Source organism: Thalassospira lucentensis (assembly GCF_032921865.1).
Lineage (GTDB): Bacteria > Pseudomonadota > Alphaproteobacteria > Rhodospirillales > Thalassospiraceae > Thalassospira > Thalassospira lucentensis_A.
In genome coordinates, this window is record NZ_CP136684.1 from 914296 (window position 1) to 933958 (window position 19663).

At 57.9% G+C, this 19663-nt stretch carries 20 protein-coding genes; 15 read left to right on the forward strand and 5 right to left on the reverse strand.

The window, feature by feature from the left end; all coding sequences use genetic code 11:
* Positions 1-129 precede the first annotated feature (129 nt).
* The 9 genes from ccmA (at position 130) to R1T41_RS04910 (ending at position 7093) form a co-directional block, all read left to right on the forward strand.
* Positions 130-852 (forward strand): heme ABC exporter ATP-binding protein CcmA, encoded by a 723-nt coding sequence (gene ccmA, locus R1T41_RS04870; RefSeq protein WP_317340338.1) that lies wholly within the window; start codon positions 130-132, stop codon positions 850-852.
* Complete coding sequence (gene ccmB, locus R1T41_RS04875) at positions 849-1514, forward strand: heme exporter protein CcmB (RefSeq protein ID WP_062948282.1); 666 nt, start codon at positions 849-851, stop codon at positions 1512-1514. The genes ccmA and ccmB overlap by 4 nt, the downstream gene beginning before the upstream one ends.
* Positions 1515-1569: 55 nt before the next feature.
* Positions 1570-2361, forward strand: coding sequence for a heme ABC transporter permease (locus R1T41_RS04880; protein WP_062961230.1), 792 nt, complete (start codon positions 1570-1572; stop codon positions 2359-2361).
* Positions 2358-2561 carry a heme exporter protein CcmD gene (gene ccmD, locus R1T41_RS04885; RefSeq protein ID WP_062948287.1) on the forward strand — a complete coding sequence of 68 codons (204 nt, stop codon included), beginning with the start codon at positions 2358-2360 and terminating at the stop codon, positions 2559-2561. Before R1T41_RS04880 ends, ccmD begins: the two co-directional genes overlap by 4 nt.
* A gap of 14 nt (positions 2562-2575) precedes the next feature.
* On the forward strand, positions 2576-3064 hold the full coding sequence (gene ccmE / locus R1T41_RS04890; protein ID WP_082832867.1) for a cytochrome c maturation protein CcmE: 489 nt from the start codon (positions 2576-2578) through the stop codon (positions 3062-3064).
* A 142-nt stretch (positions 3065-3206) separates the two neighbouring features.
* Positions 3207-5261: a heme lyase CcmF/NrfE family subunit gene (locus R1T41_RS04895; protein WP_317340342.1), complete on the forward strand. Its 2055-nt coding sequence runs from the start codon at positions 3207-3209 to the stop codon at positions 5259-5261.
* Entirely contained in the window at positions 5258-5794 is a 537-nt protein-coding gene (locus tag R1T41_RS04900) for a DsbE family thiol:disulfide interchange protein (RefSeq protein ID WP_062948291.1), read from the forward strand. The genes R1T41_RS04895 and R1T41_RS04900 overlap by 4 nt, the downstream gene beginning before the upstream one ends.
* Positions 5791-6282 (forward strand): cytochrome c-type biogenesis protein, encoded by a 492-nt coding sequence (locus R1T41_RS04905; protein WP_062961232.1) that lies wholly within the window; start codon positions 5791-5793, stop codon positions 6280-6282. Before R1T41_RS04900 ends, R1T41_RS04905 begins: the two co-directional genes overlap by 4 nt.
* Before the next feature lie 52 nt (positions 6283-6334).
* Positions 6335-7093 carry a cytochrome C biogenesis protein CcmI gene (locus R1T41_RS04910; RefSeq protein WP_317340345.1) on the forward strand — a complete coding sequence of 253 codons (759 nt, stop codon included), beginning with the start codon at positions 6335-6337 and terminating at the stop codon, positions 7091-7093.
* A 33-nt stretch (positions 7094-7126) separates the two neighbouring features.
* Here the strand turns inward: R1T41_RS04910 and R1T41_RS04915 are convergent, their stop codons facing one another.
* The 3 genes from R1T41_RS04915 to R1T41_RS04925 all read right to left on the reverse strand — a co-directional run bounded on the left by R1T41_RS04915 (position 7127) and on the right by R1T41_RS04925 (position 10384).
* The gene (locus tag R1T41_RS04915; RefSeq protein WP_317340347.1) at positions 7127-7399 is read right to left on the reverse strand and encodes a hypothetical protein; all 273 of its coding nucleotides are present in this window, start codon (positions 7397-7399) and stop codon (positions 7127-7129) included.
* Positions 7400-7409: 10 nt separating this feature from the next.
* On the reverse strand, positions 7410-9266 hold the full coding sequence (locus tag R1T41_RS04920; protein ID WP_062948313.1) for a lytic transglycosylase domain-containing protein: 1857 nt from the start codon (positions 9264-9266) through the stop codon (positions 7410-7412).
* A 227-nt stretch (positions 9267-9493) separates the two neighbouring features.
* Entirely contained in the window at positions 9494-10384 is an 891-nt protein-coding gene (locus R1T41_RS04925; RefSeq protein ID WP_297204778.1) for a uracil-DNA glycosylase family protein, read from the reverse strand.
* Positions 10385-10629: 245 nt separating this feature from the next.
* On the opposite strand from R1T41_RS04925, the gene R1T41_RS04930 reads away from it, so the two are divergent.
* Positions 10630-12267 (forward strand): electron transfer flavoprotein-ubiquinone oxidoreductase, encoded by a 1638-nt coding sequence (locus R1T41_RS04930; RefSeq protein WP_247794615.1) that lies wholly within the window; start codon positions 10630-10632, stop codon positions 12265-12267.
* A gap of 62 nt (positions 12268-12329) precedes the next feature.
* Here the strand turns inward: R1T41_RS04930 and R1T41_RS04935 are convergent, their stop codons facing one another.
* Both R1T41_RS04935 and R1T41_RS04940 read right to left on the reverse strand, forming a co-directional pair.
* Positions 12330-13859 carry an aldehyde dehydrogenase family protein gene (locus R1T41_RS04935; RefSeq protein ID WP_317340351.1) on the reverse strand — a complete coding sequence of 510 codons (1530 nt, stop codon included), beginning with the start codon at positions 13857-13859 and terminating at the stop codon, positions 12330-12332.
* On the reverse strand, positions 13856-14755 hold the full coding sequence (locus tag R1T41_RS04940) for an NAD(P)-dependent oxidoreductase (RefSeq protein ID WP_411045526.1): 900 nt from the start codon (positions 14753-14755) through the stop codon (positions 13856-13858). Before R1T41_RS04940 ends, R1T41_RS04935 begins: the two co-directional genes overlap by 4 nt.
* 245 nt (positions 14756-15000) lie before the next feature.
* Between R1T41_RS04940 and R1T41_RS04945 the strand changes: the two genes are divergently transcribed.
* From R1T41_RS04945 to R1T41_RS04965, 5 genes are all read left to right on the forward strand, one after another.
* Positions 15001-15930 carry a LysR family transcriptional regulator gene (locus R1T41_RS04945; protein WP_209221819.1) on the forward strand — a complete coding sequence of 310 codons (930 nt, stop codon included), beginning with the start codon at positions 15001-15003 and terminating at the stop codon, positions 15928-15930.
* A gap of 220 nt (positions 15931-16150) precedes the next feature.
* Positions 16151-16981: a DUF3100 domain-containing protein gene (locus R1T41_RS04950; RefSeq protein ID WP_062948322.1), complete on the forward strand. Its 831-nt coding sequence runs from the start codon at positions 16151-16153 to the stop codon at positions 16979-16981.
* 2 nt (positions 16982-16983) lie between these two features.
* Positions 16984-17472, forward strand: coding sequence for a hypothetical protein (locus tag R1T41_RS04955; RefSeq protein WP_317340354.1), 489 nt, complete (start codon positions 16984-16986; stop codon positions 17470-17472).
* A gap of 105 nt (positions 17473-17577) precedes the next feature.
* Positions 17578-18762: a M20 aminoacylase family protein gene (locus R1T41_RS04960; RefSeq protein ID WP_317340356.1), complete on the forward strand. Its 1185-nt coding sequence runs from the start codon at positions 17578-17580 to the stop codon at positions 18760-18762.
* 89 nt (positions 18763-18851) lie between these two features.
* On the forward strand, positions 18852-19475 hold the full coding sequence (locus R1T41_RS04965; RefSeq protein WP_317340358.1) for a DJ-1/PfpI family protein: 624 nt from the start codon (positions 18852-18854) through the stop codon (positions 19473-19475).
* The last annotated feature ends 188 nt before the right edge of the window (positions 19476-19663 follow it).

Genomic DNA, 19663 nt, shown 5'->3' on the forward strand with positions numbered 1-19663 from the left:
TTGGCGTTTCTTTGGATTGATTTGAAACAATGTCATCACATCCAATGTCGGATAAAGCATGATTAATCACCCCGGACGCGTTATAGAAAACGCATATCCGGCATGAATTCCGACAGTCAAACGAGTTAGATGACAGTTTTTACCGGTTCTGATCTGACCTGTCTGCGTGGCGAACGTCTGGTCTTTGGCGATCTTTCCTTTGGCGCCAATACCGGCGATGCCGTGATGCTGCGTGGCCGCAATGGCGCAGGAAAATCAAGCCTGCTGCGCCTGATGGCGGGCCTTATGCCCCCGCGCCTTGGCACCATCCGCTGGCAGGGCGATGATATCGCCGATGATAAAATCGCCCATCGTGCCCGCCTGCATTACCTTGGTCATCAGGATGCCATCAAACCGGTCCTGAGTGTTCGTGACAATCTGCGCCTGTGGGCCGAACTGCGCGGTATTTCCGACATCGACGCCGAAATTGATCAGGCCCTTCGCGCCCTTGATATTCATCATCTTGGCAACACCGCCGGGCGATATCTTTCAAGCGGCCAGAAACGCCGCACCGCCCTTGCCCGTATCCTGCTGGGTCAAAGCGACCTTTGGCTGCTTGATGAACCAACTGTTGGCCTTGATCGCGAAAGCTGTGCAGAACTCGCCCGCCTGATTGCCGAATTCCGCGCCAAAGGTGGCATCGTGGTTTATTCAACCCATGTCGATCTGGATATCGCGGCCCCGACCATCCTCGATCTGGATCAGTTCGCCATCCCGATGATGGAATGGCTGGTCGAACAGGATGATGAAGATGCCGACGAAAACCTGTCGCACGACATGAATCAAGGCAAGGCGACGGAGGCCGCGATATGAATGCCTTTGTCGCCATCCTGCGGCGCGATTTGCGTCTGGCCCTGCGTCAGGGGGCGGATTCCGTGATGGTGGTTGCCTTCTTTATCGTAACCACCACCCTGTTTCCGTTTGGTGTCGGGCCCGAAGCCAACATTCTGGCGCGTATCGCATCGGGGGTGATCTGGGTCGCGGCCCTGCTGGCCGCCATGCTGTCACTCGAACGCGTCTTTCAGACCGATTACGAGGATGGCACGCTGGAACTGCTGACCCTGTCGCCCGCCCCGCTGGAACTGCTGGTGCTGGGCAAGGTCTGCGCCCACTGGCTGACGACGGGCCTGCCGCTGATTATTGCCGCACCGGTGATGGCGGTGATGCTCAATATGGATCAGGACGGCTTTGGCACTTTGATGATCGCCATGCTGATCGGCACACCCGCACTCAGCCTGATCGGGGCGATTGGCGCGGCACTGATACTGGGGGCACGGCGCGGCGGTGTACTGGTGTCGTTACTGGTCCTGCCACTATATATACCGGTACTGATTTTCGGTGCTGGCGCGGTCGAGGCCGCATTGCTTGGCATTTCCGCCCAGGCACAGTTACAGATCATGGGGGCGATCCTGTTACTGTCACTGGCTGCTGCCCCGTTTGCCACGGCCCACGCCATCCGGCAGGCAGTGGAATGACAAAGAACACAGACTGACGACCTTCGGCGGCATCGCCGCAAACGGACGAGAGAAAATGCATCGTTTCGCCAAACCAAGCGTGTTTCTGAAACTGACCGGGGCCATGATGCCCTGGATGGTCGCGCTGACCGTCATCCTCACCGTGGTCGGGCTTTATCTGGCCCTGATCGGATCACCGGTTGACTATCAGCAGGGCAACACCGTCCGCATCATGTATATCCATGTGCCCGCCGCATGGATGGGCCTGTTCTGTTATGTCGGCATGGCCCTTTGCGGCGCCATGAGCCTGATCTGGAAACATCCGCTGGCCGATATCTGCGCGCGCGCCACCGCACCGGTCGGCGCGACCTTTACCGCCCTGACCCTGATTACCGGGTCGCTTTGGGGCGAACCGATGTGGGGAACATGGTGGGTCTGGGATGCGCGTCTGACCTCAATGCTGATCCTGCTGTTCCTCTATCTTGGCTATATCGCGCTGGTAAATGCCTTTGACGATCCCGAACGCGGGTCAAAGGCCGGATCGGCACTGGCGCTGGTCGGGGTGGTCAATGTGCCGATCGTCAAATTTTCGGTCGACTGGTGGAACACCCTGCATCAACCGGCATCGGTCGCCCGCATGGGCGGCCCCAGCATCGATCCAAGCATGCTGGCCCCGCTTCTGATCATGGCCTTTGCCTTTACCGGATATTATTTCATCATTCTGGTCCTGCGCGTGCGCCTTGAACTGAACCAGCGCCGCATTCGTGCCCTTCAGCTCAGCGGCCTGTTTGACGAACGCGCCGCTGCCAATGGCGATGACGACGCACTTGCCTATGATCAGGGTCACAACGCCGGAGCCGGAAAATGAGTGAATTCTTCTCAATGGGCGGATACGGCAGCTATATCTGGGCCAGCTACGGCATCGCTGCCCTTGCCATGATTGTCCTTCTGATCGCAACCCTGCGGGGCCTGCGTCAAAGTAAAACCGAACTTGATCAGCTTGAAACCGTTCTGAAAGCCCGCCGTCCCAGACGTGCCCGCACCACAGACCAGTCTCAGACATCCTGAGCGGAGAATATGAAGTGTCTCTTTCGCGTGCCAAATCCCGCAAACGTCAGCGCATGTATATCATCATGGCCGCCCTTCTCGCGGTCGGTGCAGCTGCCGCACTTGCCCTGACGGCGTTTGAAGATTCGGTTGTGTTCTTCTTCAGCCCGACCGAGATCGCCGAAAAATCGCCGATTGACCCCGATCAGCGCCTGCGCGTCGGCGGCCTTGTCGAAGAAGGATCGCTCAAAAAACTCGGCGGCGGTGAAACCGTCACCTTCACCGTTACCGACATGGCAAATTCGGTCACCATTTCCTATACCGGCATCCTGCCCGACCTGTTCCGCGAAGGTCAGGGTGTCGTCGCCGAAGGCCATATGGGCTCCGAGGGTCAGTTCATCGCATCCGAAGTTCTGGCCAAACATGACGAGAATTACATGCCGCCAGAAGTCGCTGACTCATTGAAAAAAAGCGGTTATTGGGAAGAAATCGAAGCCCGAAATGCCGAACAAATGCGTAATTAAGCCACATTCTGCCATCATAAAAACCTCATATTGAAGCCTTCAACGCGGCATTAAAACTGGGTGGATGCCTTGCTATTTGACAGCAGGGGCTGAGTGGTGTTCGTTTACCGCACATCACGTACGGGGAAATCTGAAGAAACGCATGATCGCAGAGTTTGGACATTTTGCCCTTATCCTCATTCTCGCATTGGGGACCTGCCAGGCCGTCCTTTTCTGTCCGGCCCTGTTTCGCGCAAGCTATCGCGCGCTTGGCCCGACACCGGCAATGGCTCCGGCAATCGCAAATGGCTCCCTGCCTGACGGAATGACCGGCACGACCGGGCCTGCCGAAACATCCGGTTTCGGTGTCTGGCCGCTGCCCTTTGCCATGTGCGTTCTGGCAATCATTGCCGAGGCCGCCCTGATCCATTCCTTCATTGTCAGCGATTTCACCCTGCCCGTGGTGGCCGGTTACAGCCATTCCTCCACCCCGCTGATTTACCGTATCGGTGCGGCCTTCATCCCCGATAGCGGCGCAATGCTGTTCTGGGTCGCAACCACTACTCTGGCGACATTGTTATTTGCCCTGCAAAGTGTTGCGCGCGGCGTTACCGAACAGGATCGTGTTGCCCTTGGCATTCTTGGCATCGTTGTCGCCCTGCTGGTGGCAGCAACAATCATTGATGCCGATCCCTTCATGCGTTCCGGGATGGCGCCCCTTGATGGCAGCGGCCTTGACCCGGAATTGCAGGACATCGCCGGCATGATCCGCGGACCGATCCTCTATGCCGGTCTTGCCGGACTGTCGGTGATCTTTGCCGTAACCTTTGCCGCCTTGCCGGGTGCCAAGCTTGATCGTGCATGGTCCGAACAGCTCCGCCCGTGGGCAATGGTCTCCTGGACGTTCCTTGGCGGTGCCATCGCGATTAGCGCCTACCGCGCCTATACCGAACAGGCATGGGGCAACTGGTGGTATTGGGATACATCCGAAAATGCCCTGCTGCTGCCCTGGCTTTTGACCACGGCCTTCGTGCATTGCCGTGCGGTCCTTGAAAAAACCGATACCCTGAAACCCTGGACGGCCCTTCTGGCCCTGTCTGCCTTCGGGGCGGGCTGGTTCGGGACATTCCTTGTGCGCTCCGACCTGCTCGGGCCATTGCCAACCGCCCTGCTCAGCAGCGGCGACAGTGTGGCCCTTCTGGTCGGGTTCTGTGTGCTGTTTGCCGGGGCCTATTTCATGTTCTGGCGCTGTGCTGGTGGCATGATCGACAACAAGGACTTTTCCCTGATATCGCGCGAAAGCGGCATGTTCTTAAACAGCGTGATGCTATCGGTTGCTGCCGCAACCGTTCTGATCGGCACCATTTATCCGCTGTTCCTGCGCTGGTTTGACGGCGATATCATCACGGTCGGTCCACCGTTCTTCGTCCAGGCGCTGATCCCGATCGGTTTGCCGCTTCTGTTCCTGATGGGCTTTGCCCCGACGCTTCGCTGGCGCAATGACGAGGCATGGCAGATCGGACGCCGGATGAAACTGGCGGCCATGATGTCGCTGATTGTCATTCTGTTTGTCTGGATGCGCTTTATCAATGCATCCCCCCTGCCATTGCTTGGCATCGGTCTTGCGGCATGGGTCTTTACCGCCGCCCTTGGCGACCTGTGGGAACGTCTGTGGCGTCAACCCGATCACGGCGAAGGCAAATACCGCAATCTCCAGCTTCTTGGCCCCCGCTATCTCAGCATGACTTTTGCCCATATCGGCATCGCCATCCTGATTGCCGGTGGCTCGGCCAGTGCCATCTGGGAACAGCAGATATCGCTATCGGCCCGCACCGGCCAAAGCATCCAGATCGGTCCCTATAACCTGCAATATGAAGGTGTGGCATTGCTGCCCGGCGAAAACTTCGCCACGCGCAAGGCAACCTTTATCGTCTATCGCAACGCCCAGCCGGTCGCCGAACTGTTCCCCGAAGTCCGCTATTATCCGATCCGCGGCATTGAAACCAAGGAAGCCGATATCTGGCACGGACGCGACGGGGATTTGCATGTTTCCGTCGGCGAACGGGCCGAAGACGGCGGACGTGTCGTGACCGTCCGGTTCCTGCCGATGATGCCCTGGGTTTGGGGTGGAATGTTACTGATGCTGATTGGTGGTGCCATCAGCATCTGTACGCGCATCGTCCTGCGCTATAAGAAGAACGGAGTTCCCGCTTCATGAGATTCTGGATCGCAGTCATCCCGCTGGTGCTCTTTGCGGCCCTTGCCGGTGTCTTTCTGATGAATATCGGCAAGGATACATCGGTTGTACCATCTGCCTTGCTCGACAAACCGGCACCGGATTTCCAGCTTCCCCCGCTGCCCGGTCGTGATCAGGGATTGTCGCGGGCCGATATTTCAAAGGGCGAGGTTTCGGTGCTGAACGTCTTCGCCAGCTGGTGCATTCCGTGCCGTGCCGAACATCCGCTGATCAAGCGCCTCTCGCGCGAGGCCGATGTGCCTGTTTATGGTCTGAACTACAAGGAAAAAGACCCGCAGGACGGTGTGAACTGGCTTGATGAACTGGGCGATCCCTATACCGCGGTCGGCATGGATCTGTCCGGGCGGACCGGGATCGATTTCGGTGTCTATGGCGTGCCGGAAACCTTTATCATCGATGGCAGCGGACAGATCAGATACAAGCATGTCGGTCCGGTCACCAATGAAATCCTTGAAGAAGTCCTGCTGCCCAAGATTGCGGAGTTAAAGGGATGATCCGTCGAAATTGCTCACTGTTCGCGGCCTTCGTGATCCTGCTGGGTTTGCATGCAGCCCCGGCATTTGCGGTCAATCCCGATGAAATGCTGGCCGATCCCAAGCTGGAAGAACGCGCGCGCGACATCAGTCAGGAACTGCGCTGTCTGGTCTGTCAGAACCAGTCGATTGATGATTCCGATGCCGATCTGGCACGCGATCTGCGCATTCTTGTCCGCGAACGTCTGGTTGCCGGTGACAGCAACGAGGAAGTCATCGATTACATTGTCGAACGCTATGGCGATTATGTTCTGCTGAACCCGCCGCTGAAACCCGAAACCTATATCCTGTGGATCAGCCCGGCGGTTCTTGCATTCCTTGCCCTGATTGCCGTGATTGCCTTTTACCGCCGCAAACAGCGCGAAGACGGTGCAGGACCAAAATCGCTTTCCGCCCAGGAACAGAAGCGGCTTGATGAAATCCTCGGCACGTCACAGGATCGCTCGTAACGATGCAGTTTGATCACCCTGCATACCGCATTCCCCGCAAGCGAGGTTCCCTGTGATCTGGCTTGGTCTTGTCATACTTGCCGCGTTTGGCGGGCTTGCGATTTATGCCAGCCTGCCGCGCCACCTTGGCAAATCCGGTGATGCTGCAACGCCGGGCACCAAACTTTCCTTTGGCCCCGTCGCCCGGATCGGCTTTTCCGCCCTGCCGATCATTGCCGCGGTTATTCTTTATACCGCAATTGGCATGCCACAAATTCCGTCGCGCCCCTATGCCGAACGGGAAGGCGAACGCAATCTTGCCGCGGCGGCCGCCGCCGCAACCGATGTGACAGATCCCGATTTCCAGACCGATCAGCAGATCCGCCGTCTGCTCAGTCAGATTGTCCTCACGCTTGAAGCCAATCCCCGTAACCTGCAGGGCTGGATTGTTCTGGCGCGCGGGTCGCTACGGCTGGGTGACGTTGAACGGGCGGTCGCGGCCTTTGCACGTGCCTATGCCCTGTCGGGGCACAATCCGTTACTCGCCATTGAATATGCCGACACACGCATCACCGCCCAGCAAGGCCAGATTGATCAGGTATCACGTGATCTTGTCCTGCATGCCCTTGGCCAGATGCCAAACCATCAGCTCAGCCGCTATTACTATGGCATGATGCTGAAACAGCAGAACAAGTATCAACAGGCCCTGAATGTCTTTACCGATCTGTATCGCGACATTCCAAAGGACGACCCGCTCAGCGGCGCGACCGAGGCGGAAATCCAGTTGCTGAACGCTGAAATCGCCGACGCGACAGAGTCGGAACCGAACTGACGAACTGAATACCGCCCATGGGACTGTATCGGGCTAGGCCCCAATCAGATACAGCACACCCAGCAAAGCCGCGACAATCACAATGAAAGTTCCCGCGACCACCGCAAATCGCATCAGCGGATGCAGTTTGGCAAGTTCCGTGGTCTCGTCGCTCTGTGATTGAAGGCCGCCTGCTTCGCGGTCCTTGTGGAACCGGCGCAATGCCTCATCCCCACTCATCGGTGGCATCTGCATCCGGTCAAGGACCGTACCCTGATCCCGACGACCAGACGACGGATCATCATTGCGATGCTTGTTTGCGGTCATCAATCCCGGCTTAGCGTTCGGCGGTCAGGCCACTATCACCCGTACCGCCAAGGTCCTGTGACTGGTAAACCGGCCACTGCCCCGCGGCAAGACGATCGAGCGACGGGCTATCCTGCCCCAGACGCGACCGATACATCCAAAGGTTCGCCATCACACGCTCGATAAACAGGCGCGTTTCGCGCGACGGAATGCTTTCGATGAAATACAGCGGATCTTCGTTATCCTTAAGAGCCTTCTGCCAGCGCCCCAGATTGCCGATCCCGCCATTATAGGCCGCCATCAACTGCAGGAAGCCGTTATCAACCCCGTCCTGTCCCAGCAGATGGTCGACATATTTCTGGCCCAGCGACAGGTTGATTTCCGGCTCATACAGTTCCGCACGCTTTTCACCGCGATAACGGGTATTGCCGATATAGCTGGCGGTTGCAGGCATCAACTGCATCAAACCGCGTGCACCGGCATGGCTTCGTGCCTCGGCATTGAAACCGGATTCCTGACGCATCAGCGCATAAATCAGCGCCCGGTCAACTTCATACCCGCCTTCCGGTGCCCATGGCGGAACCGGATAAAGCGCATTGACGATCACCTCGCCGGTCTTCTGCGCGATATACCCGCCAAGCCGCATGGTCAGCGACGCAAAATTGGCATTGTCCGCAAGGGAAAGCACCGCCCGGCGCAGTTTGTCATCATCACTTGCCGCGGCCTTGCGCAATTCACGTTCCGCCTCGTCACGATTGCCAATCTGGATCAGGGCAAGTGCGCGGCGACCATGCGGGTCAAGTTTCAGCTTGTTGGCGCGATTTTCATCAAGCGCCAGACTGTCCCAGTCAAAAACGTCATCCCGGCCAAGTGACCGCAATGCCAGAAGCCCATAAAACGACCGCGGATATTCCGCCGCCATCTGCAACAGTTTGTCGGCTTCGACAAAACGCCCCGCCGCCAGATCAATACGTGCCGCCCAGAATGCCCCGGCCGAACGGGTCCAGCTTGACGCATATTTGTTTTCGGTCAGTGCGATGAAATGGCTGTGCGCCTGATCCATCTTGCCAAGGCGCCACGCGGTCAAGCCCGCCGTCCAATGCGCCTGCGGCAGGTATTTGCCCGACCGCTTTGCGGCTTCGGCCGCATGACGCAATGCCAGATCCGGCTTGCCGAAATAATAATATCCCGATGCAATGGATGTCCGCGATTCGTCAAGTTCATAGGCATCAAACAGGCGTTTGGTTTCCTGCGCCTCAAGAACCTGCAACGCACCGGTCGGCCAGCCGTCACCAATCCGCTGGCGGATGCGGCGTTTCAGAACCGAAACGCGCGAACGCTGTGCCGATGAAAGGCTTTTGGTCGATTTATGGTGATAGGGACGGATGTCTTCGTAATCATATCCGGCACCGTTGACATAACCACCAACCGGCTTTTTCGGATAGCTGGCACTGCCACGGCGCTGCAACGCCAGTTTGTAAATGCGCGGTGCCTGCGGATGGTCGGCATAAAGCGCCAGCCAGTCCTTCAATTCCTTGTAACGCGACCGATATGCCGTCGGATGCAGATAACGCTGTGCGAGGACATGGCCCATCAGCAGATCATCGGACAAACGCGAAATCAGGTTATCCGCATCTTTCCAGCGGCCCTGTTCCTGAACGGCAAAAATCTGTTCGTAAAGTTCTGCGTCGCGCTTGGACAGCGCAAGGGGAACCGATACCGAAGCATCGTCACCAGTCTCGGGCGCGCTCAAGGCGGCCTGTTCCTTGGTAGCCTGGGCATGCGTTACGGGCACTGCCAGCGCGATGGCACCAAGTGCTGTGAAGAAAACGGTACGCCGTAATGCCAATGCGGCACGCGGCAGGCCTGTTTTTATTGCTTCGATCAAAACCAGTCTTTCCCCTGCGAGACTCCGGCAAAGCCGTGTTTGTATCCCGAAGCAGTTTCTCGTCGCAACCTGTAGAGTGCGGTGTCCCCCCGCTTGAAGCCGCCATATATACCAGCAAAAGCCTGCCTCGCGAAATGATTTCTCCGAAATCAACCACTTGGCGGGGATGTTCGCACGCTGCCTGCCCGCTGCATATCGGCCATGCATCGTGGGTTTCGTAAGGTAATTTACGACAATTTCTGTGCCACGGCGCGCAAATCACGCCACGCCAGCCGCTTCTGTTCGGGTGTCCGAAGCAGATAGGCCGGATGGAACATGGCCGTCACATCGGCCACACTGGACGCCCCCAGTGTCATTTCCTTCCACGTGCCACGCAACCGGGTAATGCCGCGATCCTCTTCCATCAGGGTCTTTGCCGAACTGCCGCCAAGGCAGACAACAACCTTTGGCCCGATCAGTTCAAGATGACGGCGGACAAACGGTTCGCACACCGCAATCTCGGCGATGGTCGGCTGACGGTTTCCCGGCGGACGCCACGGCAGGATATTGGTGATATAGACTTCCTCACGCGCAAAGCCGATGGACCGCAACATCGCATCAAGCAACTTGCCGCTCGGCCCGACAAAGGGTTCGCCCTGCCGGTCCTCTTCAGCACCTGGTGCCTCACCCACCAGCACCAATCGTGCTTCGGGGTTCCCCACACCAAACACGGTATTGCTCGCCGATTTCTTAAGCGCGCAGCCCTCGAACTTTTCGACCGCTTCCTTAAGATCGGCCAGACTGGTTGCCGCTGCGGCAAGATCACGGGCTGATTGCCGGGCTTCGTGGGGCGTATCGGATAACAGGAAACCGGCACCCGGTGCCATGGGTGGCGGCGGTGTCATCGCACCTGTGCCACCGGCAGGCCGTGGCATCGCCGGGCGGGCGGCCCCGCCACCATTGGGCGGCAATGCTGCACGACCCGGAAGGCCTGCCTGACGGCTCAGGCTTTCGGACGCCTTGAAACGGTCCAGCGGCTCGTCGGCAATCGCTTCGTCCGCGCCCATTTCAAACTGCCAGATCAATGCCTGCAGCGGGTCGAGGTTATTTACATCAAAATCTGTAATTGGTTTGCTCATCTACACAGGAACGGTGTATGTTGCGGCGCACTCTTTGGAATGGCGCATGGATTTAAATCGACTTTAACGATTTTGGATCACTTGCACCATATACAAACGCGGCTTAAATCGGTACACCTATACCGATTAACCAATGAATGTGAGAAATCAGGGCTTGGGCGAGACTCTGATCGGTGAATACCGGCTTGTGACCCATACGGACGGAAACAGTCCGAAACGGTCGGCAGCCAAAGGAGAGAGGCCATATGGAACGCGAATCCATGGAATTTGACGTGGTTGTCGTCGGTGCCGGTGTATCCGGTCTGTCGGCTGCCATTCGCTTGATGCAACTCGCCCAGGAACATGAAAAAGAAATCACCGTCTGTGTGGTGGAAAAAGGTTCCGAGGTCGGCGCGCATACGCTTTCGGGTGCGGTGATGGAACCGCGTTCGATGAACGAACTTTTCCCCGACTGGAAAGAACGCGGCGCACCGCTGAATGTCCCCGCTGGCAAGGATGAATTCCTGATGCTGAGCGAAACCGGTGGCATCAAGCTCCCCACCCCGCCGCAGATGCATAACAAGGGCAACTATATCGTAAGCCTCGGCAATGTCTGTCGCTGGCTTGGCGAACAGGCCGAAGCCATGGGGATCGAAGTTTATCCCGGCTTTGCCGCCGCCGAAGTCCTGTTTAACGAAGACGGTTCGGTCAAGGGGATCGCGACCGGCGATATGGGCATCCAACGCGATGGCACGCCCGGCCCGAACCACGAACCGGGCATGGAACTGCATGCGAAATACACCTTCTTTGCCGAAGGCTGCCGTGGCTCGCTGTCCGAACAGCTGATCAAAAAGTTTGATCTGCGCAAAAATTCCGATCCGCAAACCTATGGCATCGGGATCAAGGAACTCTGGGAAGTCGACCCTGAAGTTCACGAAGAAGGCAAAATCACCCACACCACCGGCTGGCCGCTCGATAAAAACACCTATGGCGGGTCGTTCCTGTATCACCTTGATAACAATCAGGTGGTGGTCGGTTTTGTCATCGGGCTTGATTACGAAAACCCGCATCTGAGCCCGTTTGACGAATTCCAGCGTTTCAAAACCCACCCGAAAGTCCGCAAGATTTTCGAAAAGGGTCGCCGTATTTCATACGGCGCGCGCGCGCTGAACGAAGGCGGTTTCCAGTCGATCCCCGATCTGGTCTTCCCCGGTGGCTGCCTGATCGGCTGTTCGGCCGGTTTCATGAATGTGCCGAAAATCAAGGGATCGCACACCGCAATGAAGACCGGCATGCTCGCCGCCGAGGCCGCGTTCGAGGCGCTAAGTGCCGAAACACCGCCCGCCTCGATGGAAAGCTACCCGGAAAAACTTAAAAACAGCTGGGTCTATCCCGAACTGCACAAGGTCCGCAACATCCGCCCAAGCTTTGCCAAATGGGGCTACTGGGGCGGCATGGCCTATAGTGCGGTCGATACCTATCTCCTGGGTGGCAAGGCCCCCTGGACCTTTAAAAACCACGCCGACCATGCCTGCCTGAAACCGGCTGCCGACATGCCGAAAATCGACTATCCGAAACCGGATGGCAAAATCAGCTTCGACAAACTGTCATCGGTGTTCCTGTCAAACACCAACCACGAAGAAGACCAGCCGATCCATCTGACGCTCAAGGATGCCAGCGTGCCGGTCGACGTCAACCTTGCGGTCTATGACGGGCCCGAAGCCCGCTTCTGCCCGGCTGGCGTCTATGAATTTGTCGAGGACGAGGATAAAGGCGGCAAACGTCTGCAGATCAATGCGCAGAACTGCGTTCATTGCAAAACCTGCGACATCAAGGACCCGACCCAGAACATCGTCTGGGTGGTGCCCGAAGGTGGTGGCGGCCCGAACTATCCCAATATGTAATGCTTTAAAAAAGGGCCGCATGAAGCGGCCCTTTTTCGTGATCCTGATGATCGATATGCGCCCTATTCCGGTGCATAGCCAAATGCGGCGGGCGGATTGGCCGCCGTTTCGGTCCAGACACTTTTGGGCTGCATATATTCCATCAACCCTTCCTTGCCGCTCGACCTTCCATACCCACTGGCCCCAAACCCGCCAAAGGGCGACATGACATTGATCGTCTTGTAACTGTTGATCCAGAACGTCCCGGCCCGCACATTGGCCGCCACCCGGTGCGCCCGATCCACCGATTGCGTCCAGACAGCCCCGGCCAGACCAAACTTGCTGTCATTGGCAATCGCGACCGCCTCTGCCTCATCATCAAACGGAATGACCGAAACAACCGGGCCAAAGATTTCCTCGCGCGCAATCGCCATGTCATTGCGCACATTGCCCAACACCGTCGGACGCAGGAAATAACCCTCGTCATACCCTTCCGGGCGAACGCCGCCTGCCAGCAGTTCCGCGCCTTCTTTCTGACCCGCCGCAACCAACCGACGCACCGTCTGATATTGCGCGTCATTGTTGATCGGGCCGATCTGGGTTGCGCTATCCATCGGATCCCCGACCGGAATACGATTGGCCCCATCGACCAGCATATCAAGGAACCGGTCAACCACATTGCGCTGCACCAGAAGCCGCGATCCCGCGACACAGCTTTGCCCCGCGCCGCTAAAGATCGCGGCCTGCGCACCAAGCACCGCGCGTTTAAGGTCCGCATCGCCAAACACGATATTGGCCGATTTCCCGCCAAGCTCCAAAACACAGGGCACGATATTCTGTGCCGCCTGTGCGGCGATAATTGCCCCCGTGCGCGGCGACCCAACGAAAACAACCTTGCGCGTCACATCATGGGTGGTCGCCGCAACCCCGGTCGTGGTGCCAAGCCCGGTCAAAACCGTAATCACCCCAACGGGCAAACCGGCCTTTTTGGACAGAACCCCAAGGGCCAGCGAGGTCAAAGGCGTCATTTCCGATGGCTTCAGAACCGCCGCATTGCCGGTGCAAAGGGCCGGGGCCAACTGCCAGCCGGCGGTAAAGATCGGCGCATTCCACGGCGTAATCTGTGTCACCACGCCATACGGTTCGGGACGGGTATAGTTCAGATGGCTGGTCGGCACCGGGATCACATCACCATGCAGCTTGTCGGCCCAACCGGCGTAATATTCAAACATCTCCGCGACTTTAAGCACCTCGACCTTTGTATCGCGGATCGGCTTGCCCGCCGTCACGGTTTCCAGCAACGCAAGCTGATCAAGGTGATCACGCACCTGCTGCCCGATCCGCCATAGGATCCGGCCACGTTCAGCCGCCGTCATGCCCCACCAGACTTTCTGTCCGGCACTGGCCGCCTGCATCGCCTCATCAACAACCTCCGCCCCGGCATCCTTAAGCGTCAAAAACGCCTTGCCGGTCGCCGGATCGATCAGTTCGAACATATCGCCACGTCCGGGCATCATCGCCCCATTGACCCAGCTTCCGATCTCATCGCTGCCAAAAAACGGCGCCATGGCCTTGTGATAGTCACGCGCCATCATTTTGGAATCACTGCTCATGATTTGGCTCCTTTGTCGGCAGGATCACATTCGGTAATACGGTTGAAATCAGCGTCATCGGCAAGAACTTCGGCACTTGCCGCCCAAATCTGTCCGGCCAATCCCGACACTGGCAGGGAAACGTCCTTTTCCTTGGCAAGCGCCATGGCAAGCCGCACGTCCTTTCGCATCAGTCCCATGGTAAAGCCGCTGTCAAAGGCACCGTTCATCACCCATTTCGGATAATTGACCTCGCTGATCGCACTGCGGCCCGACCCGGCATTAAGGGCAGCAATCAGGTTTTCCGTCGTCACGCCTGCCGCATTGCCAAGACGCACCGCCTCGCTCATGGTCAGAAGGTGGCTTGCCACCAGCATGTTATTGACGATCTTGACCGCATGACCCGCACCCACCGGCCCGACATGGGTAATCTTGCCACCCAGCGAATTCAGGACCGGCATCGCACGCGCCACATCGGCATCCCCGCCGCCAACCATCATGGTCAGATTGCCGCTATTGGCACCGGCCGGTCCGCCGCTGACCGGCGCATCAATCAGGATATGCCCCTGTGTCCGCAGCACCGCATCAAGCTCGCGGGTTACATCGGGTTCCGATGTTGTGGTGTCGATCACAAGCCTTGGGTCCATATCGCGCGCACCAAGGCCCTCATCACCGGTCAGAACCGTGCGCACATGGTTCGCCGTCGGCAGCGACAGGACAATCGTCGGGCACGCTTCAAACAGTTCGGGCAGGCGGGCAACGATGGTCGCCCCGGCGGCGGCAGCTTCGGCCTGACGTTCCGGCGAAAGGTCAAACCCGACCACCGAAAAGCCATCCCGCAACAGGGTACGGACCATGCCCAGCCCCATATTGCCAAGACCAACGACACCAATGGTGCCGGTTTCTGGATTACTCACGATAAATGCCTCTTTGCTTTCAGACAGCCGGGCTCAGCCGGTGAAGACACGCGCCTTCCCGTCACGGCACCAATGCGGTCCGATGTGATTTTTTGATTTTGCCCCCCGACTTTCCGGTGGATATCGGGTGAACTCAAGATCAATTGCCGGAACATGTTGTTGCCGAAACAGCAACACATATGCTCTGATTAGGTGATCAGCTTCACAAGCACCACGCATCAACCACCCAATCAGGCACCACCGCCATGAAGATCGACGACAAGCCGCTGCGTTATTTCCTTGCCGTGTTCGAGGCCGGGTCCATCCGGACCGCGGCCGAAAATCTGCGCATCGCCCCATCCGCCATCAGCCGCCAGATCGCATCCCTCGAAGCCCATCTTGAAACGCTTCTGATGGAACGCACCAAACGCGGCATCATCTTCACGGAATCGGGCCATATGGTTGCCGCCCATGCCAGACGCCGCTTTGAAATGGACGAGGCCTTTTCGGTTGATCTGGCCGCCGCCCGCGGTGCCATTGCCGGAACAGTGCGCATTGCAACGGGCGAAGGATTTGTCGTCGATCTGGTCAATCACGTTGTCCGCCCGCTTCGCGATGAATTCCCCGATATCCGCCTTGAAATTGATGTCGCCGGAACGGAAAAAATCACCCACGGCATCCTGCGTGATGATTACGATATGGGGCTTGTCTTCAACCCGCCGCGCAATCCCGATCTGGAACTTCTGGCCGAGGATCACGCACCGCTTTGCGCCCTTGTCCCGCCGGGATTTGATCTGGCGAAAAAGGAAACCTGCACGCTTTCCGATACACTGAATTACCCGGCTGCCTTACTGAACCCGCATTTCGGCGTTGCCAAACTTCTGGCCAATGTCGATCACGGCAACCGGGTGGCGCGTGATGCGTTCCTGACCGCCGATTCGATCAATGTTGCCGTCCATTTCGTGCTATCGGGGGGCGGCATCACCTTTCTTCCGGCCTTTGCCGTATCGCGACAATTACGCAGGGGCGAGGTCGTGGCGATCCCCCTGACCGACCATTTTCTGGCCCGCGTTCCATCGCATCTTCTGGTGCGCAAGGGACGCCCGAAAACCGCCGCCGTGCGGGCGGTTACCGGCATGATCCGCGACCGGATGGAGGCCTTCGGCTCCGCCTGGTATCCCGAAGAACACGCATAGCATCAAGGCACCTGTTGCCGCTCCGGCAACAGAAGCATCCCAAAATGGCACTTGCTCCACCCCGGTCGAGTTTTCATTGTCGGACAAAATCCCCGGCGCCAAAAATGGCAAAATTGTGAAATCTGCCAATGCCGGGATACCGCAGGGATGATGCAACAGTCTGGCCTTTTTGACCGTGGCCATGGTTGCGTCGAACACGCCACGTCAAGGAGATTGGGAAATGAACGCGCTTCGGGGACAATTGGAGCTTTGGCGGCTCCACCTCGCCGTTATCGTACTCGGCGCCATCGCCGAACTGATCGGCATTCAGAAAATTCCATTGGGCATCGGCGCGATCCTGCTGCTGCCGCTGCTTTATGCCTTCGTCATGGCGGCATTGATGAACCCCAATGTCATGCCGAAATTCGGAAAGTTCATCCGCCAGAAGGAAGTCGCCGCCGCATCGCCGCTGATCGTGATCGCGATCATGCCGTTCATTGCGAAATTCGGCACCACCATCGGCCCGGCAATCGAAACCATCATCGCAGCCGGCCCGGCCCTTCTGTTGCAGGAACTGGGCAATCTCGGCACCATCGTTCTGGCCTTCCCGCTTGCGGTCTGGGGCCTGAAAATGGGCCGCGAGGCGATTGGCGCAACCTTCTCTATTGCGCGTGAACCCAACCTTGCGATCATCGCCGACCGCTATACCCTCAAAAGCCCCGAGGGCACGGGTGTCATGGGCGTCTATGTGATCGGTACCCTGTTTGGCACTTTCATCTTTGCCATTCTGGCGTCCCTTTTCGCCAGCGCGGACATCTTTGATCCGCGTGCCCTTGCCATGGCATGTGGCATCGGCAGTGGCTCGATGATGGCGGCCTGCACCGGCGCGCTGACCGAAGTCATTCCGTCCATGAAGGACGAAATCCTTGCCCTTGCCGGGGCCAGCAACCTTCTGACCTATGCGACCGGGCTTTATGCCGGCCTGTTCATCGCCCTTCCGATTGTTGAAAAACTCTATAACGCGACGGCTGGCAAAAACGACATCGCCACCGCAAACAAGAAGGAGGCCTGATCATGTCCGATAACGCAATTGCAATGGAACGTACCCGTCCGAACATTGATCTGACAGATCACGCCGTCACCCTTGTCATTGTCTGCCTTGTCGGACTGGTGATGAATACGGTCGGTCCGGCCATCCCGCTTGCCGATGGGTTTGTCGGCATGGTGGTGATTTATCTGATCACCATGGTCGGCCTGCTTCTGACCCGCTTTGCACCTTTCTATCTGCCAAGCGTCGCATGGATTTCGCTGGTCGGTATCCTCGCGACCCTGCCCTGGACCCCGGGTTCGGAATGGATCGTCGAGCAGGCCAAATCGGTCAACTTCCTGGCCCTTGCCACCCCGGCCCTTGCCTATGCCGGCTTTGCGATTGCCAAAAAGGAAATCGAAGTCGCCAAGCATTCCGGCTGGAAACTGGCACTGGTTGCCTGCTTGGTCTTCCTTGGCACCTATGCCGGTTCGGTTCTGGTGGCCGAACTGATCCTGCGCCTGCAAGGCGCCTGATCAGACACCATATGAACGGGGGCGATCGCGTCCCCGTTTATCGCGGGGCTCCGATGCCCACGATAAGACCCCCGCTTTTGATATGACACACGACAGAGTATGCAGATGACAGTCTCCGCTTCCTCCCTTCATCCTCGTGCCACCCAACTCGTTGATGAATTTACGGCCTGGCGACATCATCTGCATGCTCACCCCGAAACCGCGTTCGAGGAAAAGCTGACCAGCGCCTTTGTCGCGCAAAAGCTTCAATCCTTCGGGCTCGATGTCAAAACCGGTATCGCAAAAACCGGTGTGGTCGCCACCCTTCAGGGCAAAGGCGGACCCGGAAAACGTATTGGCCTTCGCGCCGATATGGATGCCCTTGATATCCACGAAACCACCAATCTGCCCTATGCCTCGAAACATCCGGGCAAAATGCATGCCTGCGGCCATGATGGCCATATGACCATGCTACTCGGTGCGGCCAAAATCCTCGCTGAAAATCCCGATTTCACCGGCACGGTCGATTTCATCTTTCAGCCTGCCGAGGAAAACGAAGGCGGCGGGCGCGAAATGGTCGAAGAAGGCCTGTTTGACAGCCACCCTGCCGATGCGGTCTACGGCATGCATAACTGGCCCGGCCGCGATGTTGGCACCATGGCAATGAAACCCGGCCCCATGATGGCCAGCTACGATATTTTTGAAATCGCCATTGATGGTCGCGGCTGCCATGCCGCCATGCCGCATCTTGGCCGCGATCCGATTACCGCTGCCGGTCAGGTGCTGCTTGCCCTGCAAACCATCACTGCGCGCAACGTCAATCCGCTGCAAAGTGCGGTGATCTCCCCCACCCAGATTTTCGCGGGCGACACATGGAATGTCATCCCCGATACCGCCACCATCCGCGGTACGGTGCGCACCTTCGCCCCCGACATTCAGGATCTGGTCGAAGAACGCCTTAAAACCGTTGCCGATGCCACCGCGCGCGCCTTTGATTGCACCGCGCGCGTCATGTATCAGCGCCGTTACCCGGCCACGATTAACAGCGAAGCCGAAACCGCCATCGCCTTTGCCGCCGCCTCACGCGTCGTCGGCGCGGATCAGATCGATCAGAACCCCGAACCCTCCATGGCCAGCGAGGATTTCGCGTTCATGCTCAATGCCAAACCCGGAAGCTACGTCTGGCTTGGCAACGGCCCGACCGATGGCAACTGCCTTCTGCATAACGCTGCCTATGATTTCAATGACGCTGCCATCCCCTATGGCGTCAGTTACTGGATATCGCTGGTCGAAGAATGCCTTTCCGCATGATTTTCTGACGGAAATATCGCATTTTCCTTGTCTAAGTCACAATCTGCGCGTTCAATAGCCGCCCTTTTTTGACTGGCGATGGATGTGTGATGGAAATCGCGATTGTAACGCTTGATGGTTTTAACGAACTCGACAGTTTTGTCGCGCTCTCGATCCTGAACCGGGCCAAGGGCAATGGCCTTCGTGCCGTCATTACCGGCACGGGCCAGTCCGTAACCTCGATGAACGGGGTCGAAGTCACGATACAGGAACCGTTATCCTTTATCGCCACGGCCGATGTCGTCCTGTTTGGCAGTGGCATCCACACCCGCGATCATATCAATGATCCCGACCTGATGGCACAGATCGACCTTGATCCGTCGCGCCAGATGATCGGCGCGCAATGTTCGGGTGTGCTGTTCCTGCATAAACTGGGCCTTCTGCCCGCCACCATCACGACGGATACCAAAACCCGGTCCCTTCTGGCGCGCACCGATACGGTCCTTGAAGACCGCCCGCTGGTCGCGCAGGGCAATATCGTCACCAGTGGCGGCTGCCTGTCGTCGCACTATCTGGCGGGATGGGTTCTGGCGCGTGCGCTTGGCACCGACAGGGCAATGTCCATTCTGGAATATGTCGCCCCGGTCGGCCAGAAATCGCAATTCACCAAACAGGCGCGCGACATCATCGTGCCGCAGCTTGATGTTCCGGCCAAACGCCCGCTTTACTGCTAGGCTCAGGACCCATCACGAGAACGTTTCTGGCTTTGCGCAACCACCTGTGGGAAGTCATCGTACAATCACGTATGCTGGCTCATCACCGGTTGCGCGAAATGGCAAATGTTTTGCCTTATATTTGCCGACTAGTTAGGGTTAGCTCAACAAAAGTTAGTGGCCCGCATTGAAGGCAAAAAATGCGGCCG

Bases quoted from the DNA above. Each gene is read 5' to 3' on its own strand.
- ccmA (WP_317340338.1), top strand. From the start codon at position 130: ATGACAGTTTTTACCGGTTCTGATCTGACCTGTCTGCGTGGCGAACGT.
- R1T41_RS04880 (WP_062961230.1), top strand. From the start codon at position 1,570: ATGCATCGTTTCGCCAAACCAAGCGTGTTTCTGAAACTGACCGGGGCC.
- ccmD (WP_062948287.1), top strand. From the start codon at position 2,358: ATGAGTGAATTCTTCTCAATGGGCGGATACGGCAGCTATATCTGGGCC.
- R1T41_RS04895 (WP_317340342.1), top strand. From the start codon at position 3,207: ATGATCGCAGAGTTTGGACATTTTGCCCTTATCCTCATTCTCGCATTG.
- R1T41_RS04955 (WP_317340354.1), top strand. From the start codon at position 16,984: ATGTCCGATAACGCAATTGCAATGGAACGTACCCGTCCGAACATTGAT.
- R1T41_RS04960 (WP_317340356.1), top strand. From the start codon at position 17,578: ATGACAGTCTCCGCTTCCTCCCTTCATCCTCGTGCCACCCAACTCGTT.
- R1T41_RS04900 (WP_062948291.1), top strand. From the start codon at position 5,258: ATGAGATTCTGGATCGCAGTCATCCCGCTGGTGCTCTTTGCGGCCCTT.
- R1T41_RS04950 (WP_062948322.1), top strand. From the start codon at position 16,151: ATGAACGCGCTTCGGGGACAATTGGAGCTTTGGCGGCTCCACCTCGCC.
- R1T41_RS04905 (WP_062961232.1), top strand. From the start codon at position 5,791: ATGATCCGTCGAAATTGCTCACTGTTCGCGGCCTTCGTGATCCTGCTG.
- R1T41_RS04925 (WP_297204778.1), bottom strand. From the start codon at position 10,384: ATGAGCAAACCAATTACAGATTTTGATGTAAATAACCTCGACCCGCTG.
- ccmB (WP_062948282.1), top strand. From the start codon at position 849: ATGAATGCCTTTGTCGCCATCCTGCGGCGCGATTTGCGTCTGGCCCTG.
- R1T41_RS04945 (WP_209221819.1), top strand. From the start codon at position 15,001: ATGAAGATCGACGACAAGCCGCTGCGTTATTTCCTTGCCGTGTTCGAG.
- R1T41_RS04930 (WP_247794615.1), top strand. From the start codon at position 10,630: ATGGAACGCGAATCCATGGAATTTGACGTGGTTGTCGTCGGTGCCGGT.
- R1T41_RS04915 (WP_317340347.1), bottom strand. From the start codon at position 7,399: ATGACCGCAAACAAGCATCGCAATGATGATCCGTCGTCTGGTCGTCGG.
- R1T41_RS04965 (WP_317340358.1), top strand. From the start codon at position 18,852: ATGGAAATCGCGATTGTAACGCTTGATGGTTTTAACGAACTCGACAGT.
- R1T41_RS04935 (WP_317340351.1), bottom strand. From the start codon at position 13,859: ATGAGCAGTGATTCCAAAATGATGGCGCGTGACTATCACAAGGCCATG.